This is a genomic window from Jatrophihabitans sp. (assembly GCF_046262535.1).
Classification (GTDB): Bacteria; Actinomycetota; Actinomycetes; order Mycobacteriales; family Jatrophihabitantaceae; genus Jatrophihabitans.
In genome coordinates this window covers 53,455-75,411 of sequence record NZ_JBHEMO010000021.1, presented here as the reverse complement: position 1 = coordinate 75,411, position 21,957 = coordinate 53,455, and the positions used below count along the sequence as shown (strand labels likewise).

Here is a 21,957-nt window from a genome sequence, read left to right as displayed (position 1 = left end):
CGGGTCGAGACGATCAGCGCGCGGCGCCGGAGTTCGGGAGCGGGCGGTTGGGCACGACCCGGCCGTTCAGCGGCAAGCAGGTGCGGACGAACTCCTCCCCGAAGGCATTGAGCCGGATGCTGCGCTGGATGATCTTCGGCGCCCGGCCGGCGGCCTTGAGGGCGGCCGCGACCTTGGGTTGGGCCTCGATCACCTGATAGCGGGTGGGATTGTCGACCTGCTCCTTCGAGAAGTCGATCAGCCCGAGGCGGGACAGGTTCGTCAGGTACTGGTCGATCCGGTCGAGGTTGCGCAGTCCGGCGTGCTCGGCGATCATGCTCAACCCCGCGGCGACCAGCTCGGAACCGATGCCGAGCGGCCGGAACGTGCGGATGTCGATCGCCGGCTGCGGGCCCTCGAGGTAGATGTAGCGCAGGATCCGCGCCTCGTCCGGAGTGATCTCGCTCAGAATCCGGGCGAAGGCCGGGTGCGTGTCCTCGATGACGTGGACGTCGTTCGAGCGGCGCAGGAGCTCGGTCCCGCGCTTTTGCAGTTCACGCGTGGAGGCACCGCGCGGGCCGCTGGGCTCCTGCGCGCCCGGCGTCCCGATGCTCAACCTGGGGACGGTCTCCGGATCCAGTCCGAGGGTGCGCAGGGCGAAGTTGCGCAGGTCGCCGGCCGCCTCTTGCAGGATCGCGGTCGCGGGTTGCCCCGCCACCGCCCGGCGGGCCACGTAGTTGGCGCCGGCCGCGGTGGCCCCGACCGTCCAGCTCAACATCTGGAACGCCGACACCGCCGCCACCCGGGCCAGCTCCGGCGCCGCTTTGAGCATGGCCGGGGACGGCCGCAGGGACAGCGCCGTCGGGGATGGGCGGCGCCGCAGCACTGTGCTACCGGGGCTCGGCCGCCGGATGACCGCCGTCGAGTCCGTGGGCCGCGGGGCGACGTTGTCAGCCATCAATCAAACTCCGAAGATTGCCAGGTGGAGGAACCCCGCGAACAGCCCGAGCGCGCCTCCGTGGAAGAACAGTAACCACTCATCCTGCTTGATGGCCGACCGGAGCATCTCGACGAAGTCGTCGGGACCCATCCGCGACATCTGCGTCGATATGTACTTGTAGATCTTCACCGACTGCCGGCGGCTGAACTCGGCGTCGTTGAACGCGATGGGGGCGAAGCCCGTCGCCTCGGTGGCCAGCGACGACCGGATCTGGTCGTACTCCTTGGTGCCGATGGCCACCCGGACCGCCGCCCGCGCCGGCCCGACGGCCCGGTCCACGGCTGGGCGCAGCGATTCCTCCAGGAGCTGATGGGTGCGGTCGCTGCGCGGGCCGGTCATCAGCTCGTTGCCGATGTTCTGCAGCGTGATCACGTTGTCGGCGACCATCTGCGAGTACATCTCGGTGACCTCGGGCTGGCGCTTGATCAGCAGCCCCTGACGCCACGGGATCCACCGGTTCGGGAAGACCGGCTCGAAGATCATCGTGATACCGAGCCAGTTGACCACCCAGCCGATGATCACGCCGCCCACCGGCAGCACCCACCACGAGGGGTACACCTGCAGGATCCCGAACAGCACGAAGCCCATCGGCAGGCCGAAGTAGAAGCCGAAGTTCTGCATAAAGGTCAGCTCTTTGCGCCCCATGATCAGGAACAGCTCGTTCAGCAACTCGGGATGCTTGCCGAAGTAGGTGATCACCATCAGCTTGGCGTCGATGAGCTGGTCGACGTTCTGGCCGATCTCGTCGGTGATGTGCCGGATGATGCCCGGCAGCTGGGAGCGGACGCGGGCGAACACGGCCTCCTTGATCACCGGCGGCAGATCGTGCCAGAGCTGCGGGTTCTCCTGCTGCATGATCTGCTCGACGACGTCGCGGATCTCGGCCTGCGCGATCAGCGTCAGGTGTTCGGCGATTCGGTCGGGCTCTAGCTCGCGGTAGAAGTCGGTGATGCTGCCGAGCTTGGCCAAGCCCTTGTCGACGCTGATGCTGGCCATCTTGTCCGCACGTGAGGGCACGATGCCCTGCCACCCGAGCCGGCCGTCGTAGCGGATCAGCGGCAGAATGCGCACCCGCCGAGGCAGGTAGGGGAAGAGCAGCTTGAGACCCGGCACGCGGAAGCCGTAGAACCGGACCGGCTTGAACAGCATGAGCACGCCGGTCCAGTTGGTGATGTAGCCGATGATGCCGGTGAAAAGGGGGATGCTGATCAGGTCGACAAGCGTCTTGTGATCCATCGATTCCCCTGCCTCTGGCCCACGGCACCGAAATGCCGGTGGGCGCGAGGGTATCGAAGCCGCAGCTGTCGCGCCGTGCGGGGCCGTTGCCGGACGGCCCTTCTTACTGCCGGGTAACCTCAGAACCAGCCGGCAGTCCGCCTCTTCCCGGGAGCACCCTCATGGATCTCGCGCTCAGCAAAGAGGACCGCGCCTTCGCCGAACGGATGCGCGGGTTCTTCACCACTGAGATCCCGGCCGAGCTCCGGCAGCGGCTGGCGCGCGGCGAGCACGCCACTCGCGACGACGTGGTCAACACGCAGCGCACGCTCAACGAACACGGTCTGGCCGTTCCGCACTGGCCGGTCGAATGGGGCGGGCAGGACTGGACGTCCTTGCAGCGGCACCTGTGGGCCGAGGAGATGACGCTCGCCCACGTCCCCCAGCCCATCGTGTTCAACACCGCCATGGTGGGTCCGGTCATCGCGACGTTCGGCAGCCAGGAGCTGAAGGAACGCTTCCTGCCCAAGACGGCCAGCGCCGAGATCTGGTGGTCCCAGGGCTTCTCCGAACCCAACGCGGGCTCCGACCTCGCATCGCTGAAGACGACCGCGGTCCGCGACGGCGACGACTACATCGTCAACGGTCAGAAGACGTGGACCACGCTCGCGCAGTACGGCGACTGGATCTTCTGCCTGGTCCGCACGGACCCGTCGGCGCAGAAGCAGCGCGGCATCTCGTTCCTGCTCATCGACATGCGCTCGCCCGGGGTGACCGTGCGGCCTATCCACCTCATCGACGGCGGCTACGAGGTCAACGAGGTCTTCTTCGAGGACGTGCGGGTCCCCGCCGACCAGCTGGTCGGCGAGGAGAACAAGGGCTGGACGTACGCGAAGTTCCTTCTGGGCAACGAGCGGACGAGCAATGCCGGTGTCGGCATGATCAAGAACCGGATATCCCGCATCAAGCGGCTCGCCGGGCCCTTGCTGGACGAACCGCTCTTCCGCGCCCGGCTGACCAGGCTCGAAGTGGCGACGACGGCGCTGGAGGTGAGCGTGCTCCGCGTGCTCGCTCGCGAGGCGTCGTTGCCGCCCGGCATGCCCGACCCGGTCTCATCGGTGTTGAAGCTGCGCGGTTCGGAGCTGCAGCAGGCCGCGACCGAGCTGCTCGTCGACGTCCTGGGCCCAGCCGCTCTCCCCTACCGCGAATCCGGCGACGTTCCCGACGGTTTCGCGCCGTTGCCCGAAGGCGCGCGCGACGCGATGCCGACCTACTTCAACTGGCGCAAGGCGTCGATCTACGCGGGTTCCAACGAGGTCCAGCGGCAGATCATCGCCAAGGCGATCCTGAAGTTCTGAGGAGACGGACATGGATCTCGATCTCACCGACGAGCAGAAGATGCTCGCCGACACGGTGAACGGGCTGCTGGACAAGAAGTACGACCCGAACGTCCGACTGAAACTGCTGACATCAGAGGACGGCTGGAGCCGAGACCTGTGGCGCCAGTACGCCGAGCTCGGCCTGCTGGGGCTCACGTTCGACGAGCAGTACGGCGGCGCCGGCATGGGCGTCGACGAACTCTGCGTCGTCATGGAGGGCTTCGGCCGGGCGCTTGTCCTCGAGCCCTTCCTCGCCACGGTTGTGCTGGGCGGCTCATTGGTCGCGGCGGCCGGCTCGCCTGAGCAGAAGACCGCGTTGCTGCCCGGCGTCGCGGCCGGCGAGACACTGCTCGCGTTCGCCTACGCCGAGCCGAGCTCGCGCTGGTCGCTCACCGACATCGCGACGGCGGCGACGCCGGCCGGCGACGGATGGACGCTGTCCGGACAGAAGATCGCGGTGGTCGGCGGCGATGCGGCCGATCATCTGGTGGTGACCGCGATGACGCCCGACGGCGAGGTGGGGCTGTTCCTCGTCGACGCGAGAACCACCGGGGTCGCGCGGGACACCTACGCGATGCAGGACGGGTTGCGTGGGGCCGACGTGTTGTTCACCGACGCGTCCGCCGCTGCACTCGGCTCGCCGGCCGACGCACTCGACGCCGTGCAGTCGGTGCTGGACGTCGCCACCGCGGCGCTGTGCGCGGAGGCCGTCGGCGCGATGGAACGGATGCTGTGGCTGACCGTCGACTACCTCAAGACCCGCGTGCAGTTCGGGCAGCCCATCTCGGTGTTCCAGACATTGCAGCACCGGGCCGCCGACATGTACGTCTCGCTCGAACAGGCCCGGTCGATGGCGCTGTTCGCCCGGCTTGCGTTGGCCGACGACGACGTCGAGCAACGCCGCAAGGCCGTGCGGGCCGCGAAGATCCAGATCGACCTCGCCGCGCGGCACGTGGGCCAGGAAGCCGTCCAGCTTCACGGTGGCATCGGGATGACCATGGAGTATCCGGTCGGGCACTACCTCAAGCGCACGACGGTCATCGCCCGGACCTTCGCCGACGCCGATCTGCTCACCGAACTGGTCGGCGCCGGCGGCGGCCTCATCGCCGCCCGCTGAGTCAGCCGAGCAGCTCGGGCTGCGGCGCAGTCAACCGGTCGCCGGCGAAGCGCCGTCGCAGCGCCGCCCAAACGACCCAGCCCACAGCGGCGACGAGCGCATAGGACACGAGCCGGTAGATGACGATCCCGGCGACGGCGAGGGGCGTGGCCACCCCGCCGTGGGTGAGGCCGACCAGCATGCCCGCTTCGAGGCTGCCGATCCCGGCGGGCAGCAGCGAGATGCTCGTCGTGGCCAGGCCGGCGACGTAGGCCACCATGGCGGCGCCGAGACCCAGCTGGGTGACCCCGACGGCGTAGCAGCACAGCACGAAGCAGGCCAGGTCGGCCAGCCAGTTCAGCAGCGAGAACCAGAATGCCGCCGACCAGTCGCCCAGCCGCGGCGTGATGGCGGTGATCTGCGCGGCCAATCGGTCGACGGCCTTCTCGTCGTTGTCCGGGCAGCTGCGCGCCCGGCGGCCGGGAAGGCGCCGGCACATCGAGCGAAGCGCATTCAACACGGGACGGGGATGGTGGGTCACGACGGTGAGCAGGGCGATCAGTCCGAACACCGCCAGCAGGCTGAGCCCCGCGGTCCCGGCGATCGCGCCGACGGACGTGTCGTCGTCGAGCAGGGTGCCCGCAACGGTGATGACGCTGAACGTGGCGGTGCTGATCACCGCCCCGGCCGCGAGCGTCCAGGTGATGAGCGGTGCGCTGGCCCCGAGGCGGCGCAGCTGCCGGTAGAGATAGCCGGCGGAGACGACGAGCCCGGCGGGCGCGGTCACGGCGATGGCGTTCGAGGCAAGGGTCAGCGCGCCCATCTGTCCCAGCGGGACGGGCAGACCACCCGCGCGCAAGAGGCTACGGCGCAGCCGGGCGAAGGTGGCGATCGACGCGACCTCACAGGCGACGGCGGCCGCGACCCATCCCCATTTCACGTGGTCGAGCGCGGCCCCGCTGGCCGACAGGTGCGGGGCGACGAGCACGATCTCGACAGCGATGACGCTCAGCACCACGGCCAGCCGGAGCAGCCGGCGCCGGCGGACCCGCAACCGCCCCAGCGCCGGCCCCACCGGCACGGAAGGCGCAGGAGGCACGGCCACAGTCACTCAGGCACAACGGCAGCGATGCGCGCTGGAATTCCCGGCTCATGACGTCGCGCGACAGGTGGCGCGCGCCGCATGCCGGCCGGCGCGGCGGCCGAAGAACGACGATTCGCCGAGCTGGGTGCCGCTCGAGTACCCCTTGCCGTCCTGGGCGAGGTTGGCCGCGCACGCGCCGGCGGCGTACAAGCCGGGTACCACGCCGCCGCCCTCGCGCAGCACCTCGCCCTCGACCGACGTGCGCAGACCGCCGACGGTGAATCCGGCGTAGAGGGCCTTGCCGAGAGTGAGGTCGAACGCACCCCACGGCCCGGCCAGCTGCGGTGCGAGCCACTCCGGCGACTTGTGGAAGTCGGGATCCTCGCCCCGCGCAGCGTTCTCGCTGTACCGCTGCAGCGTCGCCGCGAGTCGGCCGGCCGGTATCCGCAGCGCCCGCTCCATCTCGGTGACCGTCTCCCACCCGTCGATGAACGGAGCGAGCGGGAACTCCGGACGCTGCATGTGCTCGGCGTCCACGATCAGGTAGGCGACGCTGCCCGGTTGCTCGAGCACGAATGCCGAGGTGCGCGAGTGGTAGCTGTCCCCGGCCACGAAGCGCTGCCCCTGCGCGTTGACGATCACCCCGGTCAGCAGCTGGGCCGGCGGATAGACCGGGCAGGTGATGAAGGCCTGGTCCATGTGCCGGGTAGCGCCTCCGGCCGAGACGCCTAACCGGATGCCCAACCCGTCGTCGTAGGTACTGCCGAGGACGAACGGTTTCTCGGCCAGCTGCGGTACGTGCTCGGCGACCATGTCCTCGTTCATCACGAAGCCACCGGCGGCCAGCACCACGGCCCGCGCCCGGATCGCGCCCGTCTCTTCGAACCGCCGCCAGGTGACGCCCGCAACCGCGCCGGAATCGTCGAGCACGAGACCGGTCGCCCCGGTCTCGTAGCGGACTTCGATGCCCAGTTCGGCCGCCCGCTTGACCAGCAGGTCGATGACGATCCGGGCGCCCTGGGTGTCGCCAGGCACCGGCACCTTGTGCCCCCGCGGCGCCGGCACGGCCAGGTCCATGAACGGCCAGACCTTCTCGTTGCCGGTGTACATCAACCCTTGCGTGCCCGGCTGGATGACGGCCTTCTCCGGGTAGAAGCTGCGCTCGAACTCGAAGCCCAGCCCCTCGAGCCAGGTGAAGTGCTCGACGCTGCCTGCGCAGTACGCCCTGATCTTGTCCGGCTCCGGATCGCGCGACATCGCCGTCAGGTACTTGGCCATCTCCTCCGGCGTGTCGGGATGCCCGGTCGCCTGCTGCACCGCGGTGCCCCCACCGAGGTAGAAGTGGCCGCCGGCCATCACCGTCGTTCCGCCGGGCCCGGCCGCGCGCTCGATGACCAGCACCCGGGCGCCGGCGGCCGCCGCCTCCACCGCCGCGCAGCCGCCGCCCATACCGAAACCGACAACCAGCACGTCGACGTCGTGGGACCAGTCCGACACGTCGGCCAGACCGACGACGGGCGGAACCGCCTTGCCTGCGCTGATCGGCATCCGGTCAGCGTAGGGCCGGGCGTAGTCATCGCGCGGCAGGCGCAAACCGAGAGCAATGCTCTTGACTTTGCGCGTGGCGTGGTCCAGGATCGAGCTAACCGAGAGCACTGCTCTCCCAACCCTGAGGAAGTCGACGATGAGCGAAACCCGCTACCTGGAGCCCGGCTGGTTCACCCGCAACATCTTCAACCGGAGCGTCCGCCGGCTCACCCGGCTCGGCATCAGCGTCGCCGGGGCACGCGAACTGCGGGTTCGCGGCCGTAAGAGCGGCGAATGGCGCAGCACACCGGTCAACCTGCTGTCCGCCGAGGGCGACCGCTACCTGGTCTCGCCGCGCGGCGCGACACAGTGGGTCCGCAACATCCGTTCCTCCGGGGAGGGTGAGCTGCGGGTCGGGCTCCGCGTCGAGGCGTTCCGCGTCGCGGAACTGCCGGACGAGGCGAAGGTGCCGGTCCTGCGGGAGTACTTGCGCACGTGGGGGTGGGAGGTCGGCGCGTTCTTCGAGGGCGTCGAGAAGTCGGCGACCGACGACGATCTGGCCCGCATCGCTCCCGGATTCCCGGTCTTCCGCGTCCTCGCCGCCGCTTAGCTCGTCGGGCCGAAGCGCTCGATCCTGATGTGCTCGGCCCCCATGCCGGCGGCCATGAGCAGTTCGGACGCGGCTTCGGCGAAGCTGGCGGAGCCGCAGACGAAGCACGCGCCGCCCGCCGGCAGCAGCGGTCCGAGCTCGTCGGCGCGCAGCCGGGCGGCCGACCGGCCGCTGTAGTCCTCGCGGCTCAGCGCGATCAGCGCTCCCCCGGCCTTCAACTCCTGGCCGTACGGCAGATCGGTCCACGTCCGGGCGGACACCGCCAGGCGCAGGTAATCGGTGCGCCCGACGTCGATCGCGTGCCGGAGCATCGCGAGCAGGGGCACCGCGCCCGAGCCGCCGCCGATGCCGAACGCCGGTCGTGTGCCGTCCCACACGAACCACCCGCCGATGGGTCCGCGGACGTCCAATTCGTCGCCGACCTGCACGACATCGGCGAGGAAGGTCGACACCTCACCGTCGTCGAGGCGCTCGACGTAGAACTCGAGCAGCTCGTCCGAGGGCGGGGACGCGACGGAGTACGAGCGCTGCGCGACGTAACCGTCCTCCGCGGTGAGCCGGACGACGTAGTGCTGGCCGGGCAGGTGGTCGATCCGGTCCGGCACCTCCAGCCGCAGAACGACGGCGCGGGGGGACGGGTGCGACACGGCGCGGACGGTCGCGCGGCGCCACGCGCCGACGGGCGCTGGGGCCGCCGCCTGAGGCTCCACTGTCTCAATCACCCTGATACCGCTGCTCGAGCCACGGATCGCCGAGATCGTGATAGCCGTTGCGCTCCCAGAACCCTTGTTGGTCATGCTCGAGCAGGGTGAGCTTCGTGACCCACTTGGCGCTCTTCCAGAAGTACAGGTGGGGCACGAGCAGGCGGATCGGGCCACCGTGCTCGCGGGGAAGCGGCTTGCCCTCGTGCGTCCAGACCACCCAAGCCTGACCGTCGACCACATGCGACAAGGGCAGGTTGGTCGTGTAACCCGTGGTCGACGTCGCCAGGACGAAGGCCGCGGCGGGCAGCGGACGGGCGGCCTCGAGCAGCACATCCACGGAGACGCCGGCGAATCGCGTACCGAGTTTCGACCATGTCGTCACGCAGTGGATGTCGCCCTCGTACTCCGACCCCGGCAGGGCGTGCAGATCGGCCCAGGACCAGGTGGACGGGTTCTCCACCAGGCCATCGACGGTCATCGTCCAGCGGTCGGGGTCGAGGCGGGGCGTCACTTCGGCGGTGAGCACCGGGAAGTCGCGGCCGGCGTCGTACTGGCCGGGGGGCAATCGGGAATCGCGCTCAGCGTGGCGTCGGCCGAGGAAACCGCGGGTGGCTCCGGACATTGCGTCAGTCTCTCGCAGCGGTCCTACTGTTGGATAGCGTGACGACACCCGCCTACCGCGCCGCTCCCGACCGCTACGACCGGATGACCTACCGCACCTGTGGCCGCTCCGGGATTCGGCTCCCGCTGCTGTCGCTCGGGCTCTGGCACAACTTCGGTGACGACCGCGATGCGAGCCAGCACCGGGCGATCCTGCGCACCGCCTTCGACAGCGGGATCACCCACTTCGACCTTGCCAACAACTACGGTCCGCCCTACGGATCGGCCGAAGCGAACTTCGGCCGCTACCTGGCGCAGGACTTCGCCGGCCACCGGGACGAGCTCATCATCTCGACGAAGGCCGGCTACGACATGTGGCCCGGCCCGTACGGTGACGGCGGGTCGCGGAAATACCTGACCGCGAGCCTGGACCAGAGCCTGCGCCGGATGGGGCTGGACTACGTCGACATCTTCTACAGCCACCGCCTCGACGAGGCCACACCGTTGGAAGAGACGATGGGTGCGCTCGACCGCGCCGTGCGGCAGGGGAAGGCGCTGTACGTCGGCATCTCGTCCTACAGCTCGCAACGGACGCGCGAGGCCGCCGCGATCCTGCGCGAGCTCGGCACGCCGCTGTTGATCCACCAGCCGTCGTACTCCATGTTCAACCGGTGGATCGAGAACGGGCTGCTCGACGCCCTGGAGGAGGTCGGCGCCGGCTGCATCGCCTTCTCACCTCTCGCCCAGGGCATGCTGACCGATCGCTACCTCAACGGGATCCCGGACGGCTCGCGCGCCAGCCAGGCCAAGTCGCTCGACCCCGGCATGATCAACGAGCAGACGGTGCACCGGGCACAGGCGCTGAACGACATCGCGCGCGAGCGCGGCCAGAGCCTGGCCCAGCTCGCGCTCGCCTGGGCGCTGCGCGATCCACGGATGACGTCCCTGGTCATCGGCGCGAGCCGGGTGAGCCAGCTGACGGACAACCTGGGAGCCCAGGACAACCTGACGTTCACCGATGCCGAGCTGGCCCGCATCGACGAGTACGCCGTCGACTCCGACATCAACCTGTGGGCGCGGTCCAGCGCGACGTGACTAGGGCATCACGTATTTCCCGATCCAGGCGAGGCGCCAGGTGTTCGGTCCGATGTAGCCGTTCGGGACGAGCCCGTTGAGGCGCTGCAACTGCTTGACCATCCGCAACGTGTTCGGCCCGTACTCCCCCGTGCCCACCGGGAAGTAGCCACGCGCGTGCATGCGGTCCTGGAACACCTTGATGTTGCGGCTCGTCTCGCCGTACACGTACCAGTGCGAACCGCCGGGGAAGGCCGGGATTCCCGATGACGTCGGCCCCGACGAGGTGCTGGTCGGGAAGTGGATGTCGTTGATTCGGCCCGACCCCGCGTCACCGTCCTCGCGCAGTCCGAGGATCGACGCGCACTGCCACGGCTGCCACCCGCGCTCGCGGTAGAGGATCAGCGCGCGGTTGTCCTGCTCGGTCCTCGAGGCGCGGTTCGGGTAGCCCGTGCCGCCGACGCTGCGCCAGGTCGGCAGGTCGAACTGGTAGGCGCCGTAGTGATCGTTGCCCGTGTCGATCGCGTAGTTGTTGCTCGACTCGCACATGCGCAGCCGGTACCACGTGCTCGCCGACGGGTCGGCCGTGGCGGTCGCGGCGGGCAGCACGAGAGCGGTCGCCGCGGCGGCGGCCAGGACGCCCACGGCCGCAACCGGGCGCCGGATCGGTCGCCTGATACGGAAGCGGGGCGCCCGGGGCGCCGTCGGGCCGCGCGAGGCGTTCTCCTGCGCCCACTCGGTGAAGAAGGACGGACTGCGCCCAGGATCGGAAGAGATGCCCATCGTCGACTGTCCTTTCGGCGTCGGCCCCTCGGCCGCTCGGGCGTGCTGGCCGCTTGGTTCGCGGCTCCGTCGCCGGAGTTCGCTTGCGGCTCACTTGTCCCAACCGTCACACAGGCATCAGGAGGTTGCAAGCGAAACAACCGAGTTACAAGTGTGTCATTACCGATTTCGCGCGTCAGTTCGTGATAGTCGGCCCGCCAAACCGACAGTCCCGCGTCAGCGAGTGAGCCAGACCCGCCAGAGCGCCGCCGGATCCGACAGCGGATCGCCGTGCACGAGGCTGAAATGAGCCGGGCCGCCGATCCGCACCCGGCCGGCATCCGGGTCGCCGAACAGGTCCCCGCCGCGCCACGTCGCGGCGGCCAGGGCCGCGTGCGGTTCGACGCCGGCACCGACGAGGGCCTCGACCTCCCAGGCCAACTGGTTGGCGCGCAGCGAACCGCCGCCGAAGTCCGATCCCGCGGCGATCGCGACGCCGGCGCGAGCGGCCAGCCGGACGCTCTCCTCAGCGCGTTCGCGCCGGGCCGCGATCCGGGTGATGCCGTCGGGCTCGCTGAATCGCGGATTGGGCGACGTGGTCCGAAACGACTGCCAGGAGCGCAGGACGGCCAGCGTGCAGACCAGCGTGACGCCGTGCGCCGCGAGGGCGGTCGCAGCGTCGACGTCCAGGGCGAAACCGTGCTCCAGGCTGTCGATGCCGGCCTCGGCGCCCACCCGCGCGCCGGGCAACGTTCCGGAGTGCGCGGCCACGGTGGCCCCCCGGCCGTGCGCGAGGTCTACCGCGGCGCGGACCTCCTCGGCGCTGAATGGGGCCGTGTCGGGATCCGGTCCGTCGAGGTACAGCTTGACCAGATCGGCGCCGTCGTCGAGCTGCTGGGCCACCGCGGGCAGCAGGTCGGCGCCGTGCTCGACCTCGATGGCCAACCCGTGCGGTAGGGAGCCGCTCCTCGCGAGCCAGGTGCCGGCCGCGCGCACGTACGGGCGGTCGTGTGCTCCGGCCCAGCGGTCGCGCAGGACGAGGCTCAGGGCTCGCTCGCGTCCGTCGGCACCGGGTCGCCGCGGCGCCCCGACGTCGCGGGCCCAGCGGATGCCGGCTCGGACCATGAGCTCGCCGTTGTCCTCGCCGGCGTCAAGCAACTCGTCGGCCGGATCGAAACCCCGGTCGATCCACTGGGCGCCGCCGGGCAGCGACAGGTGGGCATGCGAGTCGACCAGGCCCGGGACGATCGTGGCCCCGCTGCCGTCGATCCGCGGCACTCCTGCCACCGGACGGTCCGGGCCGTCGCCGTCGAACCACAGCCCGGCGATCCGGCCGTCTTGAACCAGCAGCGTCACGTCGCGCCGGACCGTGTCCGAGGTGCCGTCGGCGAACGCCGCGCCGACTACCAGGACGTCCGTTCCCTGCAGCCGCGACATGCCCCCCATCCTGCCCGTGTCGGCGCCCACTGTGGCTGACTCACGGGTGAACGCGAAGACGGACCGGGGCAGACTCGGCGCGTGGTCATCCCGGTTCATGACATCAATCCGCTGCGCCGCACGCCCTGGGTCACCTGGGCGCTCATCGCGGCGAACATCGTGGTCTTCCTGCTGACGCCGGGGAACTCGACATCGGTCAACGGGTCGATGACCGCGCAGACGCAGTGCCGGCAACTCGAGTTCTACGACCATTACGCCGCCATCCCGAAAGAGCTGACCTCCAACGATCCACTCGACCACGTTGCCACCGGCCCAGCAGCTCGGTCCGGCAACCGCGTGGGCTGCGTCGTCGGCAAGCCGAGCTATCACAAGGTGCCGTTCCTGTCCGCCGTCACGTCGCAGTTCCTGCACGGCGGCTGGCTCCACCTGCTCGGCAACATGCTGTTCCTGCTCATCTTCGGCAACAACGTTGAGGACCGGATGGGACGGCTCAAGTTCCTGGTGTTCTACCTGGTTGCGGGCGTCATCGCGGCGTACGGATTCGCGCTCGCCCAGCCCGACTCGCGCGAGACGCTGATCGGCGCGTCAGGCGCGATTGCGGGGGTGCTCGGCGCCTACCTGGTGATGTTCCCGAAGGCCCGGGTGTGGAGCCTCGTCCCGTTCTTCTTCTTCATCCCGCTGCGCCTGCCGGCGTGGCTGGTGTTGGGCCTGTGGTTCGTCCTGCAATGGGTGTACGCAAGCGGCACCGCCGTCTCGTCGGCCGGCGACGTCGCCTACCTCGCCCACGTCGTCGGCTTCGTCTTCGGCGTCGTCGTCGGGTTGGTCGTGCGCCGCGGGACCGGTCCCATCGACCCGAGACCGGTTCAGTGGCGAAGACCGGCGTGGCGGTGAGTGGACGGTCCTACGCTGAACGGGTGCCTGCGCCCGCACTTCTGTCCGGAATCACCGTCGACTGCGTCGACCCCACGGTCCTCGCCGGCTTCTGGTCGGCGTTGCTGGACCGGCAGGTGACGGTGCCGCTGCCCGGCTGGCTGCGGCTCGACGGCCGCGCCGGCGCCGACCCGGTGATCAATTTTCAGCCGGTGCCCGAACCGAAGCACGGCAAGGCGCGGATCCACCTCGATCTGGTCGTCGAGGACATCGACGAGGGCACCGCTGCGGTGCTCCGCCTGGGCGGCCGCTCGACCGGCGAGCGGCATGAGTACGCCGAGGGCGTCGTGCTGGTCATGGCCGACCCTGAGGGCAACGAGTTCTGCATAACGCAGTACTACGCCGGCTGACTCACGGACAGCGGCACCAATTCCGCCCACCATGGGTCACTCCTTCCACACCGGGCAGCTCGAGATGTCGGCGGCATCGGCGTAGAGCGGCAGCTCGTCCATGGTGACCTTGAGGGCTTCGGGTCCGCCGAACAGGCGGGCCGGATCCAGGTAGTCCTCGAGCACGAACGACTCGCTCACGATCGCGCGCACCGGCGGAGCGCCCGGCGTCAGTGTCCGGGTCACGGCATCGCGGACGTAGCCGCGTCGGCGCGGATGCAGTGCTGCCGACGAGGGGGTGTGCACGACGTGCCAGCCGCCGAAGAACTCCTCGTCGCTAAGCCGTTCAGGCTTGGGGAACCACGTGAGATGGGTCAGCAGCCCCGGCTCCGCCGACACCGGCTGCGGGACCGACTCGGTGACCAGGTAGGCGTCGGCCCGAAGTTGCTCGAGGATCGCCGGCCAGACATCGACGCTGTCGACCCACAGCTCGGCGAGCCCGGCGAGCGCGACACCGCGCCCCATCACCAGCGGCGCCTTCTCCAGCCGCGCGGCGCGGGAGACGGCGGCTGTGCGCAAGCCGGGAACCTGGAGCGTGCGGGCGGCCTCGACGTCGTCGTCGGACCAAATGAGCAGGTCGATCTTCTCCATGGCTGCGGAGTCTGGCAGAGCCAGGACGACCGCGACCGGCATCAACTTCACAGAAATCTAACATCGCGATAACTTCACCACCTCATCGTGCGCGGGGGCGACGTCCAGGAGCTGCGCATGATCGTTGCCGATGTCTCCTCCGCGCCGGCGTTGAGGGTCGCTCCTGACCCGCCGCACGTCATCGACATGCCGGGCTGGCGCCCGATCGTGCGTCACGCGGCCACCCGGATGTTCCTGGTGACGCTGCTGCCCATGGCGACGTTCTACGTGACGCTGTCACTGTTCGGGCTCCGTACCGCAGCCGTCGTCACCGCGTCGCTCTACTACGCCGCGCTGCTCAGCCGCGTGGTGCGCAAGAAGCCGGTCCTGGCCGCGGGTCTGCTCGCCGCTGGGCTGCTGTCGCTGCGCACCGTCGTCGTGTTCTGCACGGGCAGCGCGTTCCTCTACTTCATCCAGCCGGTCATCGGCACGCTGGCCGTGGCGACGCTGTTCGCGGCGACCGCGATCGCCGGGCGCCCGGTCCTGGACCGCTTGGCGCACGACTTCTGCGCGTTCCCGGACGAGCTCTCCACACACCTCCGTCAAGGGCGGTTCTTCAACCGGCTGTCTGTCGTGTGGGCAGCGACGTACGCGACCAACGCAGTCGGGACGGTCTGGCTGCTGACCAACGCGTCGCTGAACGGGTTCATCCTCTTCAAGTCCGTGCTGGGGCCGACCATCACCGTCGCCGCGGCGGCCGTCTCCTACCTCGTGTTCCTTATGACGGTCCGCGGGCAGAACATCGCGATCCGCTGGGCGCATCACGAGCCGTGGCGACCGGCCAAAACCGGACCGTGCACAGCTACCAGCGGTCGGACGTGACCAGAGCGGTCATCTGGGCCACGGTGAGCGGCAAGGCCGACGCGATGCGGGTGCTGTGGCCTTTCGGGTCCCGCTCGGTGCTCAGGTGCAACAGGACCTCCCGTCCGTCCGGGCGCACCGCTTCCACCTGATACGTCACTCCACCGGACACCTGGTCGTCGTGCCAACTGCCGACGGCCAACGACGTGCCGTCCGCGAGCGCGCGAACGGAGCAGTCGGTTCCGCCGTCGCACATCGCCTTCGACCCGGGGTCGGCCTGATAGGCAACGACCTGGAATCCCCCGGTCCGGCCACCAGCCGTCAGTGTGCCGACTATGGACGGGCCCGACCCGCCCCCCGAGGGCAACTTGACCGGGGATCCCACGACGATCGCCGGGCTGGCGTCCGACGGCGGCGGGCCCGAGGGCACGCTCAGCGTCACCCCGCCGGGCACGTCGGTCTCGGTGACGGCGATCGTCGCCGTGCCGGCGAGGATCTCGCGGACCTTCTCGGTGAGGGCCGCGCCGGTCGAGGGTGGGAACTGCTCGGTCGCGGTCGGCGTCGCGGCGGGCGTCGACGCCGCGCTTGAGAGCGGCGGCACCGCCGCAGTCGACGCGCCCGCGGGCGTGCCCGTCGGCCGGTTCGATCCCGACTGCTGCCACACGACGACGACGGCCGCCGTCGCCACGACCGCCACCGCGGCTCCGACCGGAGCGAGCGCCCACGTGGGCCGACGGGCCGGCTGGAAGTCCATGATTGCCGGTGCGGCGGCACAGGCTGCATCCGCGCGCTCCTCAAGGGCGTCGAACGCGTCGCGCAAGATACTGAGATCGGTCATCGGAGCTCCAGAGGTTCGGCGGCGCGAGAGCCGCTGGCGTCGATTCGGAGGGACGTGAGGGCGCGCGAGATCTGGCTGCGGACGGTGCCCGGCCGGCAGCCGAGCTCAGCGGCGATCTCCATATCGGAGAGCCCGACGTAGTAGCGCAGGACGACCGGGGCCCGCTGGCGGGAGGGCAGCTTGGCGAGTCGGACGAGCATGGCGTCCCGCTCGGCGTGCGGGCCGGTCGTGTCGGGAACCGCTTCGATGTGGGCGTCCATGTCCCGGAACGAGGCGCTGCGCCGGAGACGTCGACGCCACGACAGGTGTTCGTTGACGATCATGCGCCGCACGTATGCGTGCGGATTGGCCAGACCCGCGATCTGCGTCCACCGTTCGAAGGCCCGGCCCAGGACGTTGCTGACCAGATCCTCGGCCAGCCACGTCTGACCGGCGAGGACGGTTGCGAACCGCAGCAGCGCCGGGCGCTCGCGCTGCACATATTCGGAGAACTCCACAGACATCCTCTCGGCCGGACCGCCTCTTCAACGCGCGAAGCGCCTGATCTGCTGCACCGATCGGCCGAATTGATGTCAGGTGAGCGGTCGGGTGGCTCCCATCGTGCCCGGCTCGACCTGGTAAATCGGTGTCACCCGGACCACGTCGCCACTCTGCGGGGCCTGCACGACCTCACCGTTGCCGATGTAGACGGCAACGTGGCCGATGCCGTTCACCGTGCCGTCCTTGCTCCAGAAGACGAGGTCACCGGGCTGCAAAGAATCGATCGAGGGGTGGAACGAGCCGACCTCGTTGTACTGGGTCGCGGCGTCGTGGACGAGCGAGCGCCACGGCGCCAGCGCGAACATCGTGAGCCCGGAGCAGTCGAAGCCGAAGACCGATCCGTCGTTGCGCGAGTCCTGGTCCACGGCATGACCGTAGGACGGGCCGTACGGGCCGCCGCCGCCGAAGCTGTACGGCCAGCCGCGCAAGCGCAGCGCACGCTCGGCGATCTGCACACCGCGCTGGGCGTTCCAGTTGCCCATCGGCAGGGGCACGGTGGTGGCGGCCGGAGCCGCGGCCGGGGCCTGCGGGCGGTAGGTCGCCGGCACCGCGTGGACCATCTCGACCGGCGCCGCATCGGCCTGCCGGTTGATGGCGTGAACCGCGGCGATGCAGACCCAGGTCGCGAGGCCCAGGATGACGACCACCACGGCCGCGATGACCGCCGCAGCGCGCCGGACGGGATCGGCCTGCACCCGCTCAGCAGTTGGCACCCGGTCGTCCCTCCCGTCTGGAACCTGTTCTCTTGAGTACCACGAGCGTCCCGGCCGCGCGAAACCGGCCGCGGGGCGCCCGGCAAGATGAAACGGTGCCGAGGACTCCCATCTGGCTGTGCGCCCTCGTTCTGCTGGCCGGATGCAGCCAGAGCCCGGCCGCCCCCCGGCCGGCCTCGTCACCGCGGCCAGGACCTCCGACATCGGTCTCCGCTCCCCCGCCGACGCCGCTGACCCCGAGCGTCTCGCCGTCCCCGACCAGTGCGGCTGCAGCGACACCGAGGTCGGCGGCGAGGAGCGCGGCCCCCGGAATGGCGCCCCTTTCGGCCAAGGCACGAGCGGCGGGACTTCTCGACATTCGCACCATCATCCCGGATGCACTGGTCGACCTGCGCTACAAGACCAGCGACAACTTCGTCGGCGTGCGCCTCTATCCGGCCGACGCGCGTTGTCTGGTGCACCGGTCGATGGCCGCCGGGCTGATCACCGCCGCGGCCCGGCTCAGGCGCGAGGGCTTCCGCCTGGTCTTCTGGGACTGTTACCGGCCCCACTCCGTCCAGGTGCACATGTTCAAGATCGTGCCCAACCCCGATTGGGTCGCCCGGCCCGGCCCCTACGCGACGAGCCACGAAAGCGGTCGATCGGTCGACGTGACGCTGGCCTACGCGTCGCCGGCCACGCCGTGCGCGTCGGCCCGTCGGGTCGGTGGCCGCTGCCTGCTCAGCATGGGCACGAACTTCGACGACTTCACGGCGCGGGCGCACGCGTTCGCGACCGACGGGGTGAGCAGCACGGCCCAGCGGAACCGGGCCGTGCTGCGCCACGCGATGAATGCCGGCGGCATCGTCGTGTACGCCGGGGAGTGGTGGCATTTCGACGGCCCTGGCTCGGGCGTGCCCCGCCCGCACCTCGACGCCCCGCTGAGCTGACCGCCGTCCTTTCGCGCAGGGTGCACGATGGACCGGTGAGCCCGGACGAGATTCGCGACACGGTTGCGCTCACCAACCTCGATCAACAGCTCTTCGACGGCGCCGGCGTGACGAAGCGCGAGCTCGTCGACTATCTCGACGCGGCAAGCGACTGGATCCTGCCCGAGCTGGCGGACCGGCCCCTGTCGGTGATCCGGGTGCTGCGCGGCCAGGCGCCGTTCATGCAGAAGAACGTGCCGAAGTACGCGCCCGAGTGGGTGACCACGGTGACGATCTGGGCCGAGTCGTCCAAGCGCGACATCGCCTACGCGGTGTGCAACGACTCCCGCACCCTGCTCTGGTTCGCCAACCAGCGCGCTGTCGAGTACCACCCGACCCTGTTCCGGCTCGCGGACCGCAGCTCGCCCACCCACCTGGTCCTGGACCTCGATCCGCCCGAGGGTGACGCCTTCCGCCTGGCCGTGCGCACCGCCCACCTGGTCCGGCAGGTCCTGGCCGACGCCGGGCTCGGCGGGGCGGTGAAGACCAGCGGGGCCAAGGGGGTGCACGTCTTCGTGCCGCTCCTGTCGGCGACGGCCGAGGAGGCCGCGGCGGCAACCCGGGCGCTCGCCGCACGGGCCGAGCGGCTCGATCCCGCTCTGGCCACCACCGCGTTCGTGCGCGGCGATCGCGACGGCAAGGTGTTCCTCGACTCCACCCGCGCCGGGGGCGCCACCGTCGTGGCGGCCTACAGTCCGCGGCTGCGGCCCGGCGCGCCGGTGTCGTTCCCGGTGCCCTGGGACGAACTCGACAACGTCGTCCCGCTCGATTTCACCGTCCGAACCGCACCGTCGATGCTGTCGGCCGGCGGCGCGTGGGCCGATCTGATGCCGGCCCCACAGCTACTGCCCGCAGCGCTGGTCGACGAAGGCCGGGCGATTCCGGTCGCCCGGGTGCAGGCGATGCACGAGGGCAAGCGGCGCGCCCGCGCCCGCCGGCAGAACACCGACGGTGGCGATGCCTGAGCTTCCCGAGGTGGAGTCGGCCCGCGGCGTGATCGAACGCGCCGGCCTCGAGCGGAGAATCGTGGCCGTCGACGACTCCGACACCTACGTCTGTCGGCCACACGCACCCGGCCAGATCCGCGCGGCCCTGCTCGGCCGCCGCTTGACGGCGGCGCACCGGCGCGGCAAGAGCATGTGGTGCGACACGTCGCTGGCGGGCCGGGGACGCGCTCCGGGCCCGGCGCTGGGGTTGCACCTCGGCATGTCCGGCAAGATCGTCATCGCTGATCCGGACGGCGCCGAGATCGACGGAGGCGACTACTGGGAGGGACGGCGGCTGCCCGGCGACTTCCGCTGGTCCCGCTTCGCGCTGACCTTCGCCGACGGCGGCCGGCTGCTGCTGGTCGATCCGCGGCGGCTCGGCCGTGTGCGGCTCGACCCGCCGGTCGAGGGGCTCGGGCCGGACGCCGCCGCGATACGCCCGGGTGAGTTCCGCGCGCGCCTGGCCTCGGGCACTGCACCGGTCAAGGCCAAGCTGCTCGACCAGCAGGTGATCGCCGGCATCGGCAACCTGCTGGCCGACGAGATCCTGTGGCTGGCCCGGATCAACCCCGGCCGGCGGGCCGATGAGCTCGACCGGCCCGACCTGGACCGCTTGCTCCGCGGGACCAGGCGGGCCCTCGATGCCGCGTTGCGCAACGGTGGCGTCCACACCCTCGGGCTGATCCCGTTCCGCAAGACCGGAGCGCTGTGCCCGCGCGACGGTGCCCCGATGGCACGGAGCACCGTCGGCGGGCGGACGAGCTGGTGGTGCGCCCGCGAGCAGGCCACCTGATGACCGGGCGTCAGCCCGACATCACCTGCGAGGGCCGCCCGGATCGCCCTTGCCCATCCCGGCCTCGACGCCGATGAGCTTGTCGTTCTTGTCGAACTTCACGGTCACCTCGGTGCCGTCGGATTTGGTCATGTGCGCCTCGTAGGCACCATCGCCGGCGTCCGTTTCAACCCGGTCGACCGTGCCGCCGGGCACGGCCTTCAGCGCCGCTGCCTTGAGCTGGGTGGCCAGCGCGCCGGTCACCACCTTCTCGTCGCTGCGCCCGGCTCCGGTTCCGTGCGCACCAGCCGGAGGGCCGGAGGCCCCTGTCGGCGCGGTCGGCGCAGTCGGCGCCGTGGTCTGCGTCGTCTGCGTCGTCGTCGCGGTTCCGCTGGTCTGCGCGCTCGCGCCGAGGGCGGTCGCCCCGATGGCACCGGCGGCCAAGCCGGCGCCAAGCAGCGCGACCTTGAGTCCGGTGCGGCGCCTCGGTTTTGGCTGCAGCATCTCGTCGGTCATCTGAACTCCTTCGTCCGTCCGCGGTAGCCCGCGACGTCCCGTTCGGGACGTGCATCCACAGTCGGTCGAAGTCGCTCAGGGCAACCCCATCAGAGCGTCAACTCGGTCCTAAATCCGGATGGGCCGGGACTGAGCGGACTCCGGGCGCGGGAGCGGCGTCGGTGTGCGCGATGTGGGTGAGTTGCCGCCAGATCAGCACGACGAACAGCGCCGATCCGGCAAACGCGAACCAGAACGGCGCGGTAATGCCGATGTCCTGCGCCAACAGGCCGCCGATGCCCGCGCCGATCACCAGGCCGCCGAAGACGCCGACGGAGTTGACGCTGCCCACTCGGCCCTGCAGTTCGGTCGGCACCGCTCGCTGGCGGACCGTGATCGACGTGGTCCCCCAGATGAACGCATGGGCGCCGAAGACGAAGAAGATGGGCATCGCGATCCAGGCGGACGTGGCGAGTGCGAGTCCGAGGTGGGTGAGGGTCTCGATGATCAGGCCGACCCGCATGATGTTGCCGAGGCTGACCCGCTTAATGATGCTTCCGTACGACAGCGTCCCGAGCAGGCCGCCGGCGGCGCTGACGGTGGTGATCAGTCCGAAGCCGGCCGGCCCCAGACCGAGGTGTCGCGTCGCGTAGATGACCAGCACCGACCACGCGGCACCGAACGTGATGTTGAAGGTGAAGATCGTCATCACCAGAGTTCGCACCGCCGGGTGATGGCGCACCCAGCGGACACCTTCGGCGATGTCGGTTGCGATCGCGGTGTTCCGCGCTTTCTCGCGGCCGTGGGCGGGCAGCGCGATTCGCGACACGAGGATTGCTCCGAAAGCGACCAGCGCCGCCTGCGACGCGAACGGCCACGCAGCACCTGCCGTGAACAGCGCGGCACCGATCGGCGGCCCCGCCAGCTGGTTGACCGTGATGAGGCCGATCTGGATGCGCGCGTTACCCACCGCGAGGTCGTCGCGGTGCACGAGCATCGGCATCAGCGTGCTGGTGGTCGTGTCGGCGAACACCTCGGCGGTCCCGACCACGAACAGCGTTGTCAGCACCAGCCCCACGGACACTGTGTGGGTGACGATCGTCAGGGCCAGAACGACCAGGACAGCCGCGCGGGCCAGATCTACGGCCACCACGATCCGGCGGCGGTCGAGCCGGTCGGCGAGCGCACCGGCCCAGAGGCTGAACAAGAGGTCGGGCAGCCACTGCAACAGCGCACCGGCCGCGATGAGCACCGCGTTGTGCGTCAGCGAGGCGACGAGCAGCGGGCCGGCGGCGATGGCGATCCCGTCGCCGGTGTTGCTGAGCCAGGACGAGGCGAGCAACCACCGGAATCCCACGCCGAGGCGCTTCGGCGCGACGGCATCGATGAGCGACTTCACAACGGCCCCAGGCTAACTGGCCGCACAAG

24 protein-coding genes are annotated in these 21,957 nt (G+C 70.1%); 10 read left to right on the top strand and 14 right to left on the bottom strand.

The annotated features are described in order from the left end of the window. Positions 1–13: 13 nt before the first annotated feature. Both ABR571_RS03290 and ABR571_RS03285 read right to left on the bottom strand, forming a co-directional pair. Entirely contained in the window at positions 14–937 is a 924-nt protein-coding gene (locus tag ABR571_RS03290) for a DUF4393 domain-containing protein (RefSeq protein WP_409451756.1), read from the bottom strand. Between the two features lie 3 nt (positions 938–940). Continuing rightward, positions 941–2,215: a DUF445 domain-containing protein gene (locus ABR571_RS03285; protein ID WP_409451755.1), complete on the bottom strand. Its 1,275-nt coding sequence runs from the start codon at positions 2,213–2,215 to the stop codon at positions 941–943. Positions 2,216–2,376: 161 nt separating this feature from the next. Here ABR571_RS03285 and ABR571_RS03280 point away from each other — a divergent pair, with 161 nt between their 5' ends. Then, positions 2,377–3,552, top strand: a complete 1,176-nt coding sequence (locus tag ABR571_RS03280; protein WP_409451754.1) for an acyl-CoA dehydrogenase family protein — start codon at positions 2,377–2,379, stop codon at positions 3,550–3,552. A gap of 10 nt (positions 3,553–3,562) precedes the next feature. Then, entirely contained in the window at positions 3,563–4,690 is a 1,128-nt protein-coding gene (locus tag ABR571_RS03275) for an acyl-CoA dehydrogenase family protein (protein ID WP_409451753.1), read from the top strand. Between the two features lies 1 nt (position 4,691). Here ABR571_RS03275 and ABR571_RS03270 read toward each other — a convergent pair whose 3' ends face one another. Further along, positions 4,692–5,768, bottom strand: coding sequence for a YbhN family protein (locus ABR571_RS03270; RefSeq protein ID WP_409451752.1), 1,077 nt, complete (start codon positions 5,766–5,768; stop codon positions 4,692–4,694). A 51-nt stretch (positions 5,769–5,819) separates the two neighbouring features. After that, entirely contained in the window at positions 5,820–7,301 is a 1,482-nt protein-coding gene (locus ABR571_RS03265; protein ID WP_409451751.1) for an FAD-binding protein, read from the bottom strand. Between the two features lie 136 nt (positions 7,302–7,437). Here ABR571_RS03265 and ABR571_RS03260 point away from each other — a divergent pair, with 136 nt between their 5' ends. Then, positions 7,438–7,890 carry a nitroreductase/quinone reductase family protein gene (locus tag ABR571_RS03260; protein WP_409451750.1) on the top strand — a complete coding sequence of 151 codons (453 nt, stop codon included), beginning with the start codon at positions 7,438–7,440 and terminating at the stop codon, positions 7,888–7,890. Here ABR571_RS03260 and ABR571_RS03255 read toward each other — a convergent pair. After that, a complete protein-coding gene (locus ABR571_RS03255; protein ID WP_409451749.1) occupies positions 7,887–8,537 on the bottom strand; it encodes an FAD-binding oxidoreductase in 651 nt (216 codons plus the stop codon). The genes ABR571_RS03260 and ABR571_RS03255 overlap by 4 nt on opposite strands. A 67-nt stretch (positions 8,538–8,604) precedes the next feature. After that, a complete protein-coding gene (locus ABR571_RS03250; protein WP_409451748.1) occupies positions 8,605–9,216 on the bottom strand; it encodes a sulfite oxidase-like oxidoreductase in 612 nt (203 codons plus the stop codon). Between the two features lie 38 nt (positions 9,217–9,254). Here ABR571_RS03250 and mgrA point away from each other — a divergent pair, with 38 nt between their 5' ends. Further along, positions 9,255–10,289 (top strand): L-glyceraldehyde 3-phosphate reductase, encoded by a 1,035-nt coding sequence (mgrA, locus tag ABR571_RS03245; protein WP_409451747.1) that lies wholly within the window; start codon positions 9,255–9,257, stop codon positions 10,287–10,289. Here the strand turns inward: mgrA and ABR571_RS03240 are convergent, their stop codons facing one another. Both ABR571_RS03240 and ABR571_RS03235 read right to left on the bottom strand, forming a co-directional pair. Then, positions 10,290–11,051 carry a transglycosylase family protein gene (locus ABR571_RS03240; protein WP_409451746.1) on the bottom strand — a complete coding sequence of 254 codons (762 nt, stop codon included), beginning with the start codon at positions 11,049–11,051 and terminating at the stop codon, positions 10,290–10,292. Between the two features lie 216 nt (positions 11,052–11,267). Next, complete coding sequence (locus ABR571_RS03235) at positions 11,268–12,467, bottom strand: amidohydrolase family protein (RefSeq protein WP_409451745.1); 1,200 nt, start codon at positions 12,465–12,467, stop codon at positions 11,268–11,270. Between the two features lie 81 nt (positions 12,468–12,548). Here ABR571_RS03235 and ABR571_RS03230 point away from each other — a divergent pair, with 81 nt between their 5' ends. Beyond that, positions 12,549–13,358, top strand: a complete 810-nt coding sequence (locus tag ABR571_RS03230) for a rhomboid family intramembrane serine protease (protein WP_409451744.1) — start codon at positions 12,549–12,551, stop codon at positions 13,356–13,358. A gap of 23 nt (positions 13,359–13,381) precedes the next feature. Then, on the top strand, positions 13,382–13,747 hold the full coding sequence (locus ABR571_RS03225; protein ID WP_409451743.1) for a VOC family protein: 366 nt from the start codon (positions 13,382–13,384) through the stop codon (positions 13,745–13,747). A gap of 36 nt (positions 13,748–13,783) precedes the next feature. Here the strand turns inward: ABR571_RS03225 and ABR571_RS03220 are convergent, their stop codons facing one another. Beyond that, on the bottom strand, positions 13,784–14,377 hold the full coding sequence (locus ABR571_RS03220; RefSeq protein ID WP_409451742.1) for a hypothetical protein: 594 nt from the start codon (positions 14,375–14,377) through the stop codon (positions 13,784–13,786). Positions 14,378–14,464: 87 nt separating this feature from the next. Here ABR571_RS03220 and ABR571_RS03215 point away from each other — a divergent pair, with 87 nt between their 5' ends. Further along, complete coding sequence (locus ABR571_RS03215; RefSeq protein ID WP_409451741.1) at positions 14,465–15,238, top strand: hypothetical protein; 774 nt, start codon at positions 14,465–14,467, stop codon at positions 15,236–15,238. Here ABR571_RS03215 and ABR571_RS03210 read toward each other — a convergent pair. The 3 genes from ABR571_RS03210 to ABR571_RS03200 all read right to left on the bottom strand — a co-directional run bounded on the left by ABR571_RS03210 (position 15,219) and on the right by ABR571_RS03200 (position 17,308). Continuing rightward, positions 15,219–16,055, bottom strand: coding sequence for a hypothetical protein (locus ABR571_RS03210; protein WP_409451740.1), 837 nt, complete (start codon positions 16,053–16,055; stop codon positions 15,219–15,221). The genes ABR571_RS03215 and ABR571_RS03210 overlap by 20 nt on opposite strands. Further along, on the bottom strand, positions 16,052–16,558 hold the full coding sequence (locus ABR571_RS03205) for a SigE family RNA polymerase sigma factor (protein WP_409451739.1): 507 nt from the start codon (positions 16,556–16,558) through the stop codon (positions 16,052–16,054). The genes ABR571_RS03210 and ABR571_RS03205 overlap by 4 nt, the downstream gene beginning before the upstream one ends. Positions 16,559–16,627: 69 nt before the next feature. After that, on the bottom strand, positions 16,628–17,308 hold the full coding sequence (locus tag ABR571_RS03200; protein ID WP_409451738.1) for a C40 family peptidase: 681 nt from the start codon (positions 17,306–17,308) through the stop codon (positions 16,628–16,630). Between the two features lie 230 nt (positions 17,309–17,538). Here ABR571_RS03200 and ABR571_RS03195 point away from each other — a divergent pair, with 230 nt between their 5' ends. From ABR571_RS03195 to ABR571_RS03185, 3 genes are read left to right on the top strand one after another with little or no spacing between them, the layout of a single operon-like run. Then, positions 17,539–18,237 carry a M15 family metallopeptidase gene (locus ABR571_RS03195; protein WP_409451782.1) on the top strand — a complete coding sequence of 233 codons (699 nt, stop codon included), beginning with the start codon at positions 17,539–17,541 and terminating at the stop codon, positions 18,235–18,237. A 35-nt stretch (positions 18,238–18,272) separates the two neighbouring features. Next, on the top strand, positions 18,273–19,241 hold the full coding sequence (locus ABR571_RS03190) for a DNA polymerase domain-containing protein (protein WP_409451737.1): 969 nt from the start codon (positions 18,273–18,275) through the stop codon (positions 19,239–19,241). Next, on the top strand, positions 19,234–20,055 hold the full coding sequence (locus ABR571_RS03185) for an Fpg/Nei family DNA glycosylase (RefSeq protein ID WP_409451736.1): 822 nt from the start codon (positions 19,234–19,236) through the stop codon (positions 20,053–20,055). Before ABR571_RS03190 ends, ABR571_RS03185 begins: the two co-directional genes overlap by 8 nt. Before the next feature lie 21 nt (positions 20,056–20,076). On the opposite strand, the gene ABR571_RS03180 is transcribed toward ABR571_RS03185, so the two are convergent. Together ABR571_RS03180 and ABR571_RS03175 are read right to left on the bottom strand one after the other, a co-directional pair. Then, complete coding sequence (locus ABR571_RS03180; RefSeq protein ID WP_409451735.1) at positions 20,077–20,550, bottom strand: PepSY domain-containing protein; 474 nt, start codon at positions 20,548–20,550, stop codon at positions 20,077–20,079. Positions 20,551–20,647: 97 nt separating this feature from the next. Further along, positions 20,648–21,928 (bottom strand): MFS transporter, encoded by a 1,281-nt coding sequence (locus ABR571_RS03175; RefSeq protein WP_409451734.1) that lies wholly within the window; start codon positions 21,926–21,928, stop codon positions 20,648–20,650. Positions 21,929–21,957: the final 29 nt, after the last annotated feature.